This window comes from Thalassospira indica, from assembly GCF_003403095.1.
Lineage (GTDB): Bacteria > Pseudomonadota > Alphaproteobacteria > Rhodospirillales > Thalassospiraceae > Thalassospira > Thalassospira indica.
Window position 1 is genome coordinate 3,865,851 of sequence record NZ_CP031555.1, and the last position, 13,460, is coordinate 3,879,310.

General features: G+C 54.7%; 13 protein-coding genes. 5 read left to right on the forward strand and 8 right to left on the reverse strand.

Annotation, left to right across the window (positions count from 1 at the left end; genetic code table 11):
* Window positions 1–91 precede the first annotated feature (91 nt).
* Window positions 92–1,270 (forward strand): MFS transporter, encoded by a 1,179-nt coding sequence (locus tag DY252_RS18180; RefSeq protein ID WP_064788971.1) that lies wholly within the window; start codon window positions 92–94, stop codon window positions 1,268–1,270.
* A gap of 86 nt (window positions 1,271–1,356) precedes the next feature.
* Complete coding sequence (locus DY252_RS18185; protein ID WP_064788972.1) at window positions 1,357–2,814, forward strand: serine hydrolase domain-containing protein; 1,458 nt, start codon at window positions 1,357–1,359, stop codon at window positions 2,812–2,814.
* Between the two features lie 18 nt (window positions 2,815–2,832).
* Here the strand turns inward: DY252_RS18185 and chrA are convergent, their stop codons facing one another.
* The 4 genes from chrA to DY252_RS18205 form a co-directional block, all read right to left on the reverse strand.
* Complete coding sequence (gene chrA, locus DY252_RS18190; RefSeq protein ID WP_425451870.1) at window positions 2,833–4,107, reverse strand: chromate efflux transporter; 1,275 nt, start codon at window positions 4,105–4,107, stop codon at window positions 2,833–2,835.
* A gap of 160 nt (window positions 4,108–4,267) precedes the next feature.
* Complete coding sequence (locus DY252_RS18195; RefSeq protein ID WP_064788973.1) at window positions 4,268–5,743, reverse strand: AMP nucleosidase; 1,476 nt, start codon at window positions 5,741–5,743, stop codon at window positions 4,268–4,270.
* Between the two features lie 514 nt (window positions 5,744–6,257).
* A complete protein-coding gene (locus DY252_RS18200; protein WP_064782177.1) occupies window positions 6,258–6,500 on the reverse strand; it encodes a hypothetical protein in 243 nt (80 codons plus the stop codon).
* Between the two features lies 1 nt (window position 6,501).
* Window positions 6,502–7,029 (reverse strand): RNA polymerase sigma factor, encoded by a 528-nt coding sequence (locus tag DY252_RS18205; protein WP_064782178.1) that lies wholly within the window; start codon window positions 7,027–7,029, stop codon window positions 6,502–6,504.
* A gap of 344 nt (window positions 7,030–7,373) precedes the next feature.
* Here DY252_RS18205 and DY252_RS18210 point away from each other — a divergent pair, with 344 nt between their 5' ends.
* Window positions 7,374–7,583: a hypothetical protein gene (locus DY252_RS18210; protein ID WP_064788974.1), complete on the forward strand. Its 210-nt coding sequence runs from the start codon at window positions 7,374–7,376 to the stop codon at window positions 7,581–7,583.
* Between the two features lie 76 nt (window positions 7,584–7,659).
* On the opposite strand, the gene DY252_RS18215 is transcribed toward DY252_RS18210, so the two are convergent.
* A complete protein-coding gene (locus DY252_RS18215; protein WP_064788975.1) occupies window positions 7,660–8,241 on the reverse strand; it encodes a YqaA family protein in 582 nt (193 codons plus the stop codon).
* A gap of 106 nt (window positions 8,242–8,347) precedes the next feature.
* Entirely contained in the window at window positions 8,348–8,803 is a 456-nt protein-coding gene (locus DY252_RS18220) for a hypothetical protein (RefSeq protein ID WP_064788976.1), read from the reverse strand.
* A gap of 228 nt (window positions 8,804–9,031) precedes the next feature.
* Between DY252_RS18220 and DY252_RS18225 the strand changes: the two genes are divergently transcribed.
* Window positions 9,032–9,535, forward strand: a complete 504-nt coding sequence (locus DY252_RS18225) for a Dps family protein (protein ID WP_064788977.1) — start codon at window positions 9,032–9,034, stop codon at window positions 9,533–9,535.
* A gap of 76 nt (window positions 9,536–9,611) precedes the next feature.
* Window positions 9,612–10,994, forward strand: coding sequence for a diacylglycerol/lipid kinase family protein (locus tag DY252_RS18230; protein ID WP_231959719.1), 1,383 nt, complete (start codon window positions 9,612–9,614; stop codon window positions 10,992–10,994).
* Window positions 10,995–11,053: 59 nt separating this feature from the next.
* Here the strand turns inward: DY252_RS18230 and ftsY are convergent, their stop codons facing one another.
* Both ftsY and mtaB read right to left on the reverse strand, forming a co-directional pair.
* A complete protein-coding gene (gene ftsY, locus DY252_RS18235) occupies window positions 11,054–11,989 on the reverse strand; it encodes a signal recognition particle-docking protein FtsY (RefSeq protein WP_008891495.1) in 936 nt (311 codons plus the stop codon).
* Window positions 11,986–13,233: a tRNA (N(6)-L-threonylcarbamoyladenosine(37)-C(2))-methylthiotransferase MtaB gene (gene mtaB / locus DY252_RS18240; RefSeq protein ID WP_064788978.1), complete on the reverse strand. Its 1,248-nt coding sequence runs from the start codon at window positions 13,231–13,233 to the stop codon at window positions 11,986–11,988. Before mtaB ends, ftsY begins: the two co-directional genes overlap by 4 nt.
* Between the last annotated feature and the right edge of the window lie 227 nt (window positions 13,234–13,460).

The window sequence follows — 13,460 nt, forward strand, 5'->3', positions numbered from 1 at the left end:
GGATCATCCGCGCATATTTCATACGTGGCATTCTTTCCAGAATATCGGTAATCAGTCCCTTCAAGTGCACCGTCCTGCCCGGAACTGATCCATGCCACCCATCACCGCCGTTATCATTCTTTATGGACTTGGATTGACCGCCTCGATGCAGGTCGGTCTGATTGGCCCGATTGCGCCTGACTTGCGCGCAAGCTTCGGGCTTAGTCAGGCGGAGTTCGGACTGGTAGCGTCCCTGATCACCGCAGCAGGCGCGCTGTGTGCCATTCCAGCCGGTGTGTGGGCCGCACGGGCGGGATTGAGAAGATCACTCGTGCTTGGCTGCATGATGATGGTTGCGGGCGCGCTGATCTTTGCGACCGCCAATGTGAGCAGCCTTCTATATGTCGGGCGGATTGTCACCAGCGTTGGCTATCTTCTGATTGTTGTTGGTGCGCCAAGCTGGATGGCGGCCTTCACAAACCCCAAGCTTGTTGCCATGGCCATGAGCATATGGGGCACCTTTATCCCGGTTGGCATTGCCCTTGGCAACTGGGTCAGTGCGGCTGTGACAACATGGATGGACTGGCGGATCGCTGTTGGGGTTTGCACCCTGCCGGTTCTGGTCTTGCTGCCGCTTCTTGCCCTGATGGAAAAACCCGAAATCGGGACGGCGCGGCGATCGCTTGTTGTCGGGGTGCTCGGTGTTTTGAAATCGCGCGCGGCCCTTCAGGTGGCGCTGACCTTTGCCGCCTTTGCCGGTGCAACGTCGGCCGCGTTGGCATTCATGCCGGCCATGCTGGCCGATAACCTTGATATTGGCATTACGCTGTCGGCCGGGATCATCGGTACAACCGCAATTGCCGGAAATGTTATTGGCAGTGTTGGCGCCGGAACTGTTCTGGGCCGTGATGTTGCTGGCCGGACCATTCTGATTGTATTTTTGCCGATGATGGCGGCTGCCATTTCGACCCTCTATATCAGCACCTCTGTACCGCTTAGCATTACCGCACTGATCATCTTTAACATCTGTCAGGGCGCTGTTGCCGGAACCTGCTTTGCACTTTTGCCAAGTATCGCCAAGGAAGGTCTTTCCATGCCCGCCCTGCAGGGCATGCTGGCCCAGTTCGCCGAGATTTTTGTCGTTATCGTTCCCCCGTTTGCCGGGGCGATGATCGATCAAAACGGCTGGGCCGGGGCGGCATTGGTTCTGGGTGGTTTTTACTTCGCAGGCTTCCTGATTACCCTACGAAAACCGGGCATAGCAGCCCCTATTAGACAAAATTCATCTTAGAACTATACGATACGATGGCTTGACCTATCCGGCGAAGCAGGCGACCCTTCCCTCCCACACAAATCAAAAAGATTCAGGGAAGTGGAATGCAGTTGATCAAAGCCATCTTTATCGGACTGGTATTGATCGGCATTTCCGTTCTTGCTGTCTTCTTCATCTGGCTGGCCCCGGTGGGGGCCGCGTACAGCGCCAAAATCATGTGCTCCGCCATTTTTGTCGATGGCCTGACATCGACACGGGCGCGCGATGTTGATGTTCTTGCCGATAACAATCCCCTTTTATCCCTGATCACCACCAATGTGGATCTGCGTAACCAGACTGTCAGCGCGCACGCCTTCGGGTTCCGCAAACGGTTTGCCGTTTATCGCCCCAACCTTGGCTGCACGCTGGCTGATGATCTGGATCATGTCGCCCAATTGCGCAATTCGACCCCGGTAATGAGACCGGTCACACCGCGGCCGCTTCTGACGACACCGCCACCCGCCAATGTTGACCGCCGGGCGCTTAACAATCTCCTGTTTGACGTCATGGATGAGCCGGGCCTGCATCCGGAACGACGGACACGTGCGGTCGTGATCTTGCATAACGGCAAGGTAGTCGCGGAACGCTATGCCGAAGGCATAACAGCCGACACGCCGTTACCCGGCTGGTCGATGACCAAAAGCGTTTTCAACGTCATCCTCGGCCGCATGCAGTTCGAAGGCATGATGCCCGACATTCAGGACCCGGTCCTGATCAACGAATGGCAGGCAGAGCCAAACGACCCGCGTGCAACCATCAATTACGATGACCTGCTTCGCATGCGAAGCGGGCTTGAGTTCGATGAAAGCTATGCCAATCCGCTATCCGATGTGGTGCAGATGCTGTTTATCGAACCTGCGGCGGCGGGCTACGCGGTATCAATGCCGCTGGAAAACACGCCGGGCAGTGATTTCGCCTATAATTCCGGGGCAAGCAACATCCTGTCCGCAGCCATCCGTAATCTGAGCGGGTCACGCTCAACCTATCTCAGCCGACCGACAGAGCTTCTGTTCCGTCCGCTTGGTATGAGCAGTGCGGTGATCGAAACCGACCCGGAAGGCTATTTTATCGCCTCAAGCTTCATGCATGCATCCGCACGCGACTGGGCCAAGATCGGTCAGTTGTTCCTGCAAGACGGCGTGTGGGAGGGCGAGCGCCTGCTGCCCGAAGGATGGGTCGGATATTCCACCAGCCCCGCCGCAGAAGACCCGTATGGCCTTTATGGCGCACATTGGTGGATTGATCTGCCCGGCAGCCGGAACGAGGATGGCACACCCCGTAATGACGTGCCGCAGATCCCCGAAGACGCCTATTTCGCGCTTGGTCATGATGGCCAGTCGCTTACCGTCATTCCGTCCAGAGACCTCGTGGTGGCGCGTTTCGGCGTCACCCGCAATTCCGGCGCCTTCAAGCTGCGTCAGTTCATTGCCGATCTGAGTACCATTTTCCCGGCGACTTCAGATACCCCGGCGGATGCGCCGATCGGATCGGATGCGACAACGACCGGGGCAAATGACGGCTGATTCCGCTAGTTGGTGAAATCACAAAAGACCTGTCAGATAACCGACCACAGCCCCCGCCCCGACAACAGCCCAGACCGGGACAATTCGCCATTGCAGGATTGCGAAAACCAGAACCACGCAACCGATATCAAAGATATCAAGATTGGCCCCGGTCCAGATCGGATCATACAACACCGCCGCCAGAAGGCCGACCACGGCGGCATTCACCCCCATCAATCCGGCCCGCATGGACGGGATATGCCGTACACGGTCCCAGAACGGCAAAAGGCCGACCACCAATAACCATGCTGGCAGGAAAATCGCGATCAATGTCACAAGGGATGTGATAGCGCTGACCCAAAGCCCCGTACCACCAGACCCGGTATGCAGGGCCGCCCCCAAATAGGCGGCAAAGGTAAAGATCGGACCGGGTACTGCCTGGGTTGCGCCGTAGCCTGCAAGGAAAGTCTCGGCATCAACCCAGCCCGGTGTAACCACAGCATTTTGCAAAAGGGGCAAAACCACATGCCCGCCGCCAAACACCAGGGCACCACTGCGATAAAAGCCGTCAATCACGGCAAAAAGGCCGGTGGGATCAAGCTTTGCCAGAATGGGCAGCAGCACAAGCAGAACAAAGAATGCGCAAAGGGCTGCAACAGCCCCCTTGGCCGAGCGCCGCACAGGGCCGGGATCAGCATCCGCGCCCACCTTGTCCCGAAGCAGCAAAAAGCCCGCCAGCATCCCGCCAAGGATGACGCCAAACTGGGCCATCACCGCTTCACTGGCGATCATGATAGCCGCGGCCAAGACGGCAAGAATGGCACGCGGAACATCCGGACACAGGCTACGCGCCATGCCAAGCAGTGCATGAAGGACAACCCCGACCGCGACCAGTTTAAGGCCGCGAATGATCCCCTCGACCGTGCCAAGATCAAACCCGACAAACGCCATGCCAAGGGCGGCCAACACAATCGCGGATGGCATGGTAAATCCAAGCCAGGCGACAAGTGATCCACGCAAACCACCAAGCGCCATGCCAATGCCCATACCGACCTGCGAACTGGCAGGCCCCGGCACGAACTGACAAAGTGCCACCAGATCGGCATAGCGCGCATCACTCAGCCATTTGCGGCGCGCGACAAACTCTTCACGGAAATAGCCGATATGCGCAACCGGACCGCCAAAACTGGTCAAGCCAAGACGCAGAAAGATCAGGAAGATTTGCCAAAGACCAACACCGCCAATAGGCAATGTAGGTGCTGGGTTATCCTTGGCACTTTTTATGGTTTTGTTTTGTGGCGTTGCGTTTGGCATTTGATTGTCCTGCCCTACCCCTGATTTTGCCTGACCATACGCAATCGCACAAAGGCAGCAAAGCCAAAATCGGGACCACAGCCATTCGTCACAATTCCATAACAAAACCCCGCCTGTGGCGATCTGCCTCAGGCGGGGTTTTGGTTTGATCATTCACGACTTAGCGGAAGGCTGGCTCGTCCAGGGAACGCAATTTGCGGGAATGGAGCTGATTGACGTCCTGACGGAGCGTATCAATCGTATCAAGCCCCACCTGCAAATGCTGACCAATACGCTGGCGATAGAAATTATTCGCCATACCGGGCAGCTTCAATTCGCCGTGGACCGGTTTATCGGACACACACAAAAGCGTGCCATACGGTACCCGGAACCGGAAACCGTTGGCAGCAATGGTGGCACTTTCCATATCCACCGCGATGGCCCGTGACTGGTTCAGGCGCACAAACAACTCGCTGTAACGCAATTCCCAGTTCCGGTTATCGGTGGTCGCCACCGTCCCGGTGCGCATGCGGGCCTTCATTTCACGGCCCTTAAGACCGGTGATTTTGGTGACCGAATCTGCCAGGGCGACCTGCACCTCGGCAATTGGCGGTACCGGAATCCACAGCGGCAGGTCGGAATCAAGCACATGATCGTCACGGACATAACCGTGTGCCAAAACATAGTCACCAAGCAGCTGGCTACGCCGCAATCCGGCACAGTGGCCCAGCATCAACCAGCAATGCGGCCGCAGAACGGCGATATGATCGGTAGCCGTTTTGGCGTTCGACGGCCCCACACCGATATTGACCAGCGTAACCCCAAGACCATCTTCGCGAACCAAGTGATAAGACGGCATCTGTGGCAGTTGCTTGACCGCCTCACCGCTTTCAACCCAGCCCTTGGGCGCGTTTTTGCGCACGCTGACTTTCGGCCCCGGCTCGACAAACGCGACATAGGGGCTTTTCGGGTCATCAAGCTGTGCCTTGGCGAATTCGATGAATTCATCGACATAGCGCTGATAGTTGGTGAACAGAACGAACTTCTGGAAATGTTCGGGGGCAGTTGCCGTGTAGTGGCGCAGCCGTGCCAGCGAATAGTCCACACGTTCACCGGAAAACAGCGACAATGGCTTTGGCCCCGGGGTCGCGTTCGCACCGTAATGAACGCCGTTGGCGATGTCATCATCGGTCCGCGCCAGATCGGGCATATCAAAAATCAGCTGCATCGGGCGAATGTCGTTCGGGCCGATGCTGTCCGTCGCCGTTTCAACCAGAAACGGCACCGGGATCGGACGATCCGACACCCCCACCACAACCGGAACGTCATGGTTTTTGAGCAGAAGTTCGATCTGCTCGCGGTAATATTCTTCAAACAGGTCGGGCCGGGTCAGGGTCGTGCCATAAACACCAGGATCGCGCGGTGCGCCAAATGACAGGGTGCTTTCGACATGCAGCTTTTCCGGCGGCACTTCGATGCCGAGATACGGATAATAGGCACGTACCGGGGAAGATTGTTGACCTTGACCGAAACGATTAAAGGCCTCTTGGACGGCATTGGCACCGGTCGCATAAATATCCTTGATGCGCGCAAGTGCCCGGTCGGCGTCCGTGAATTCAAACAGATCGCGTACCGATCCATGGACTTCTGAAACCATATTGGTTGCTCCTTTTTGTTATTGTTGTTTGGGTCTTTTGCCAGATCACAAAGCATAAAACAGCGACGGATCAATGACAAAACCCCTTGGAGCGAGAGATTTATCACCGCTCGCCCGGCTTCTGACAACCGAAAACTTTGCCATCACTTTCAATCCAGACGTTAAAACCGCTGATTTGTGGATATCGCAAAGTTTATAATTCGGACCTTTCCCGGCATTTTCAGAAACTTATGAAATATATGTCGGGTCTATTTTCAAAAATTCCAAATGACAGTTTTGAGGAGACCGTCATAACCCGCAAGGTTTGCACGCAAAGCAGACGGCGTGACACCACCGGTATTTTGAAAACAGGGCAAAAAAAAATGCCGAAACCGGGGGACGGTTTCGGCAATTTCAGGGAAGGGCCTTAGACGTTGAGGGAAAAGACGATCAACCCTGATGTACTGTATTTATATGACCAATGGTCATTTATGTCAATTCTATTTGATTACAAGCGGCATTTTGCGGTTTCGCGCTATGCGAGGACATCTGCCTCCTCGGCGATGCGCTGTAATTTTTCGAGCCGTCTTCGCGCAGAATTGTCGGTTGCCCACCGGTCACCAACTTCGGTGACTTCAAGCTTGTTAACAATCTTGGCAGCGCGCGGGTCACTCTCGACCAGACTTTCGATGTCCTGTTTTTCTTCGTCGTCTTCAAGCGTCCCGCGCACATAGCCAAGAATGTGATCTTTGCCATATATCGCAAGAACCAGGCTCATATCATGCGGCCTCCGAGACATAACGTGATGCGTGTTCACGGGCTTCGATTCGACCAACCGAGGCGCGCAGCTTGCGGCGTGCACGACCAACACGGGATTTGACCGTACCGATCTCGACACACATCTGATCTGCGGCATCCTGATAAGACACATCATCAACAGCGGTCAGCATGATCGCCTCGCGCTCCTGGGCTGGCAAATCTTCAAGCACACGGTCAGCATCACGAAGCTGCAAACGCGCCATCTGATTGCTGCCATGACCATAGACGTCGCCAAGATCGTCCCAGTCGACCTGCGGGCCACGCGTTTTTTCACGACGTTTTCCGGAAATGAACGTGTTGAACAGAATACGGTGCAACCAAGCCTTGAGGCTGGTGCCTTCTTCGAACTGGTCCTTTTTGCTGATGGCTTTCAACAGCGTGTCCTGGACCAGATCCTGAGCCATGTCGTTGCTGCCGGTCAGACGATATGCATGACGGCGCAGTGCAGGCACATGATTTTCGATTTCGTTCATCACTTGTTCAGACATCACAACCTCCTTGTTCGGATGTCCTGACCCTAACAAAAGAAAATAAAATTTAAAGTAAAATCGTATGTTTCACTTAGGCAATACAGGTATATCACCCAATATACATAGATACACCAACAGACTTACTTCACTCTCATTAATCAACATGCGCAGCATACCTTAATAACGCATCATAATTACTTTACGTTACTTACGTTTATGGTTTCGGTTACGCCGGTTCAGCAAGATGGTTGTATTATGGAGAAAACAGCGGTAACGTAACTTACTCCAAAATTCTTGAACGCTTTGATTTTCAACGGCTTCAGACGGTCTTCAGAACCGCTGAAATTTATAGGAAACCCCACGTGCCGACGGCTAAAAGAACAGAAAAGCTTCAGATCATGCTCGATGATGAAGAACTGAAATTCATCGATGACTGGCGTTTTGACCATCGGATGCCGACACGCGCTGCTGCAATCCGCGAACTTATTCGCCGCGGTTTGGTATCAGAAGACGTCGATGACCCCGATACCGAGGGGAAAAGCACCACCGATTTCCGGATCGAGACGGAATAAAAAAGTTCGATTTTTGTGAAAAAAGACCCGGCAAAATACCGGGTCTTTTTGTTTTGGCATGTATTGCGGACCTGAATCAGCTCGTATCCTGCCGTAAATCGGGTTTGCGTCCCTCGAAAATGCGGGCGATTCCTGCGCCAAATCCGAGAACCAGCAACCACAATCCGTAATATCGGATCGCACGCGATGCCGTGATCGCAATCAGAAACAACCAGATCGGATAGGATGTCGCCCCTGCGGCCAGGGCTGCAAGCTGCATGGGAACCGGTGTAATACTGATTGCAAAGACCACCCAGAATCCGCCTTCGGCAAATCGGTCTTCCAGATCTTCGAATTCCTGCTGCCCACCGACCAGATCAATAAGCGGCTGGGCAAGGTCATCAAACAAAACCCACGCCAAAAGATATAAGGCCACGGCACCCAGCACACTGCCCGCCAGTGTTACGGATGCCACAATAAACCCGCGTGTCCGTGAAGCCGCCATGATCGGGGCAACGATAACTTCGATCGGAATCGGGATGATCGTCGTTTCAAGAAACGACGCGACAGATATCCCCCCAAGTCCCTTGCGTCCCTCTGCAAGTTTGGCGAGGCGGGACTTGGCATATGCCAACCCGTTTTTTATGCGCAGTCCTGTTTTTTGATTATCGCCCGGCATATTCTGATCCTTATTGGCGGTCCTGCCCCAAAATAAAAGCAGCCCGCCCGAAGCCGGGCGGGCTGCTAACCTCGGACGTCATCCGCCGAGTTCAGGTTGTGACGTCTTATTCGGCGGTCTGAGTATCCGAGATGGCCTTCTGCGCATCTTCAAGCGCATTTACAGTGTTGGCCTTCACATCTTCCCAGGTCTCCGCAGATGCATCCTTGGCGTTTTCCAGGGCATCGCTCAGCTCATCGCTTGCGCTGTCCCAGGCCTCAGCCATTTCTTCGACAGCATCTTCGCTGTCATCCTTAACTTCGGCAGAAACCTCGTCGTACTGTTCGCCAAGCTGTTTGGATTTGGCATCAACCCAGGCAAGGAAGTCTTCTTTCTGCTCGAACGTAAAGTCCTTGGCTTCTTCGTACTGGGCTGCAATTTCATTGCCCAACTCATTGGCGTCGGACTTCACTGCATCGTCGGTCGCCATGGTGTCCGAGCTGTCAGACCCGGCATAAGCCGGCGCCATTACAGAAACAGACATAAGTACAGTACCGATCATCAGCATATTCTTGTTCAACATCACAACCTCCTTATTAAACAAACACAGCACAATTACTTGCACGCTGCTTACCATTCACAACGGATGGTGCGAAAGAATGTTCCAATTGTGTTGATTTTATTTTCTGGAACCTTCTGGCGGAATGCACGTTTCATCTGCAAGCGCCCACAAAACGAAACGGGGTACAGCGCAATAAAGAATGCGCAATCCGATTTCACGGGCACGCTGTAAACAAAAGGAGTTTTAGTTATGGCACATAGCAGTATGCAGACCGTTGCGAAGGAAGTTCCCGTCGAGACTGGCGTGGACCGCAAGGATCGTCGCGAACTGGCGAAGATGCTGACCAAGATCGTTGGCTCGTCGCATGTACTGTATGCCAAAGTTCGTGGTGTTCACTGGAATGTTGTGGGTCCGGCTTTCTATTCGCTCCACAACATGACCGAGGAGCATTACGAGGACCTCAATACCGCCATTGACGATATGGCGGAACGCATCCGCGCCATCGGCTTTACGGCGCCAACGGGTCTCAGCGAGATGATGGAAAACTCGTCCATCAAGGATCAGACCAAACTTCTTTCGACCGAAGACATGGTGAAGGAACTGGTCGAGGATCACGAAAAAATGGCCCGCCTGCTGCGGGACGGGGTGGCTGCCGCCGAGGACGTTGATGATGTGAAAACCGCCGACATGCTGACCGAGCGGATCGGTGTTCACGAAGAAGCAGCATGGATGCTGCGTGCAACGATCTCGTAATCATGCCAATATGATATGATGAACCGGCGCCTTCGGGTGCCGGTTCTTTTTTGTGCCCCCAAAACAACGGTACAGCATGATGAAAAGCTCTGATCTGACTGGCAAGGTCCACTTGCTGCTGACGAAGTCGAAACTCCCCGACGAGTGGCGTGATAACGGCGCACAGCCGCTGCGCAATGTGTTCGAAGATGCCGGTTACAAGACCGAGTTGACGCTGTGCGATAACCCTGACGTCATCAAGGAACAGATCAGCACCACCTGTGCACCGGGCGATATCGTCGCGGTCGGCGGTGGTGATGGAACCATTAATGCTGTCCTTGATACCGTGATTTCGCAAAAGGTCGTTCTCATCCCGGTGCCGCTTGGCACGGCAAACGATTTTGCCCGCACCCTGACATTGCCTGACGATCTGATTGACGCGGCGCGCGCATCCATCCACGGTCAGATCAGAATGCTTGATATCGGCAGTGTGAATGACAAAAGCTTTGTCAATGCGGCCAGCATTGGCGTGCCGGCCGATGCGCGCAAACGCATCAATCCCGACCTTAAGCGGACCTTGGGGGCCATCAGCTATGCGGTTGCCAACTGGCAAAGCTGGCATGAAATGGATCCGCTTGATCTGACCATAACGTGCGGCGAAGACGACCCGCAAGCCATGAAGCTGCGCCAGGTCACCATCACCAATGGCCGATATTTCGGCGGTGGCCTGCGCCCGAGCGAAACCAAAAGCCCGGAAGACGGTCTTTTGCACATGTTTGCCATTCGCGACAGTGTCGACACGCTCAGCGGCCTTGATATCGCAGCCGAGCTGTTGTTTGGCTCTGTCGATGACAGCAGCTATGCGACGTCAATTCAGTGCGACACGATCAAGGTCGATGGCGAAGACGGTGCGCCCATTCTGGCCGACGGCGAAATCATCGGCAAACTTCCGGCCAAATTTGCCATCCGTGCGGCAGTTCTGCCGGTCTTTGCCCCCAACAGTTTCGTCGACGAGGTTATCAATGACGGGGAGGCAAAAACCAAAACCTTGCCCCAGCAGAACGAGATTAATGACGTCATGCGCGACACGATTGATTTCGCCGTACGTCTTGAGGCGATTTACCCTGTCGCTCAGAACAGCGCGCTCAAATCGCTTTGCCATGACGCGGCAGGCCATTTGCGCAGCCATGCCCGCCAGCTTGAATTGGGCGTGCGTCCCTTCGGGATCAATGCCGCCTCCCCCGACCCGGATCTTCAGAACCTTGAAGAACTCCGCGACAAGGTTATGGGCTGGTTGCTGGGCAATGCCGATACCCGCCTTGCCAATGGCCTGAAAGCACGTGCGGACACCCTGACAACGGAAATACACGCCATCACGCTGGACAACCAGCCGACTGAGGTCTCAAAGGCCCTAGACGGGCTGGCAACGGAAATGGTCGATTTTTCCAAAACGCTGGATCGTATCGCCAAGGACCTCTGAGATACAAAAAAGACCGCCAAATGGCGGTCTTTTTTTGGGCTTTATTTTGTATCTCTTGGTTAGTCTTCCAGACCGGCAAGACTTCTGGCAAAGGATTTGGCCTCGAACGGGCGCAGATCTTCGGCGGACTCACCCACACCAATCGCATGCACGGGCTTGCCGAATTTTTCGGCCAGTGCGACCACCACACCACCTTTTGCGGTACCATCAAGCTTGGTGACGATAAGACCCGACACATTGGTTGCCTGACCAAAGGTCTCGACCTGTGAATGCGCGTTCTGGCCCGTGGTGGCATCCAGCACAAGAAGCGTGTCATGCGGTGCCGTTTCATCGCGCTTTTTGATCACCCGGACGATCTTCTTAAGCTCGTCCATCAGGTGGGCCTTGTTTTGCAAACGACCGGCCGTATCAATCAGCAACAGGTCATAACCTTCTCGCTGGGCCTGCTCGATCGCGTCAAAGGCAAGGCCAGCGGCATCGGCCCCCGTGTCACGTGCAATCACCGGGCAATCGGTGCGTTCACCCCAGACTTTAAGTTGCTCGACCGCGGCTGCACGGAACGTATCGCCCGCGGCCATCATGACCTTGAGGCCCTGATCCTTGTATGTCTTGGCAAGCTTGCCGATGGTCGTGGTTTTACCCGATCCGTTCACACCAACCACCAACACCACATGCGGTTTCTTGCTGGCATCAATCACCAGCGGCTGCGCGACCGGTTCAAGGATCTTGGCAACTTCTTCGGCGATGAATTCCTGGATTTCGGCGGAATCGACTTCCTTGTCAAACCGGGTCTTGGACAGTTCCGCGCTCAATTTCGCGGCTGTCGTCACGCCAAGGTCGGATGTGATCAGAAGGTCTTCGAATTCTTCAAGCGCATCATCATCAAGACGGCGCTTGGTGAAGATATCGGAAATGCCGGTGGTCAGTTTTGAGGAGGACCGTTTCAGCCCGTCTTTCAGGCGGCTAAACCAGCTTTTTTTCCCCTCTTCACTCATCCCGCAAGCTCCGCTATCAGTTTTCCATCTTCAAGGCCGGTGACTTTGGCCTTTGCTATCGTGCCCGCTTCTATCACGCGATCCAGCAGAACGGGAGCAAAATGCTCCGTATGGCCGGTATTTTCCTTTTCAACCAATACATTCTCGGTCATGCCGATGCGCGATTGCAGGAACTTTTTCAGCTGTATCTCGCCCGCTTCGCGAAGGGCACTTGCCCGTTCCTTGCGCAGGTCCTTGGGCACTTGCGGCATCTTGGCCGCCGGCGTTCCCGGGCGCGAGGAATACGGGAAGACATGCAGATAAATCAGACCGCATTCATCAACCAGACGCAGGGTGTTTTCCGCCATTTCATCGGTTTCGGTTGGGAAACCGGCAATGATATCCGCCCCGAACGTCACATCCGGCCGCAGATCCCGGACCTTTTTACAGAAATCGACAACGTCCTGACGCAGATGGCGGCGCTTCATGCGCTTAAGCACCATGTCGTCCCCCGCCTGCAAACTGATATGCATATGCGGCATCAGGCGGGGCTCGGTTTCGATCAGACGAAACAGGTCTTCGTCCACTTCGACCGGGTCAATTGATGAAATGCGCAAACGCGGCAATTCCGGAACCTGTGCCAGCAACCGGCGCGACATCTGGCCCAGTGTCGGCTTGCCAGGCAAATCATGGCCATAGGATGTGATATCGACCCCGGTCAGAACCACTTCGCCATAACCATTGGCGACCAGTTCACGGACCTGGGTAACGATTTCTCCCATCGGCACACTGCGTGAATTACCGCGGCCATAAGGAATGATGCAGAACGTGCAGCGATGGTCACAGCCATTCTGGACCTGTACAAAGGCGCGCGCGCGCCCCTCAAAGCCCGACACGAGATGGCTTGCGGTTTCTTCGACCGACATGATGTCATTGACCACGACGCGTTCATGTTCGGGCATCATGAAGGTTTCGGCCTTCATCTTGGCGTCATTGCCAAAGATGCGATCAATCTCACCCATATTGGCGAACTTGTCGGGATTGACCTGAACAGCACAGCCGGTAACGAAAATCTTGGCGTCCGGGTTTTCGCGGCGCAAACGGCGGATGCTTTGACGTGCCTGACGTTCCGCCTCGGTCGTGACGGCACAGGTATTGATGATGATGGCATCATCAAGTCCGGCATTTTTGGCATGGTCGCGCATCACCTCGGATTCATAGGTGTTAAGGCGACAACCAAATGTGACGACGCGCGGCTCTTTCATGCTCGGACTTCTGCGATCCAAAGTTCGGTTTTGGGAATTATTCCGCCAGCGCAATTCAAAAAGGATGCTGCAAGTGCGGAACGCCCGGCAAGGACACTGATCCTTGCCGGGCGCTGGTTACATACGCTTTTGAACGCTTCAATGCAAGTCCGCGGCCCTCATGGCACGCATGCATCGGGCGCGCAAATCATCGTCTGTCACTGATATCAAAGGTTGGAAAAGGCTGC

Bases quoted from the DNA above. Each gene is read 5' to 3' on its own strand.
- DY252_RS18195 (WP_064788973.1), bottom strand. From the start codon at position 5,743: ATGGTTTCAGAAGTCCATGGATCGGTACGCGATCTGTTTGAATTCACG.
- DY252_RS18230 (WP_231959719.1), top strand. From the start codon at position 9,612: ATGATGAAAAGCTCTGATCTGACTGGCAAGGTCCACTTGCTGCTGACG.
- DY252_RS18205 (WP_064782178.1), bottom strand. From the start codon at position 7,029: ATGTCTGAACAAGTGATGAACGAAATCGAAAATCATGTGCCTGCACTG.
- ftsY (WP_008891495.1), bottom strand. From the start codon at position 11,989: ATGAGTGAAGAGGGGAAAAAAAGCTGGTTTAGCCGCCTGAAAGACGGG.
- DY252_RS18180 (WP_064788971.1), top strand. From the start codon at position 92: ATGCCACCCATCACCGCCGTTATCATTCTTTATGGACTTGGATTGACC.
- DY252_RS18220 (WP_064788976.1), bottom strand. From the start codon at position 8,803: ATGTTGAACAAGAATATGCTGATGATCGGTACTGTACTTATGTCTGTT.
- chrA (WP_425451870.1), bottom strand. From the start codon at position 4,107: ATGCCAAACGCAACGCCACAAAACAAAACCATAAAAAGTGCCAAGGAT.
- DY252_RS18185 (WP_064788972.1), top strand. From the start codon at position 1,357: ATGCAGTTGATCAAAGCCATCTTTATCGGACTGGTATTGATCGGCATT.
- DY252_RS18215 (WP_064788975.1), bottom strand. From the start codon at position 8,241: ATGCCGGGCGATAATCAAAAAACAGGACTGCGCATAAAAAACGGGTTG.
- DY252_RS18225 (WP_064788977.1), top strand. From the start codon at position 9,032: ATGGCACATAGCAGTATGCAGACCGTTGCGAAGGAAGTTCCCGTCGAG.
- DY252_RS18200 (WP_064782177.1), bottom strand. From the start codon at position 6,500: ATGAGCCTGGTTCTTGCGATATATGGCAAAGATCACATTCTTGGCTAT.
- mtaB (WP_064788978.1), bottom strand. From the start codon at position 13,233: ATGAAAGAGCCGCGCGTCGTCACATTTGGTTGTCGCCTTAACACCTAT.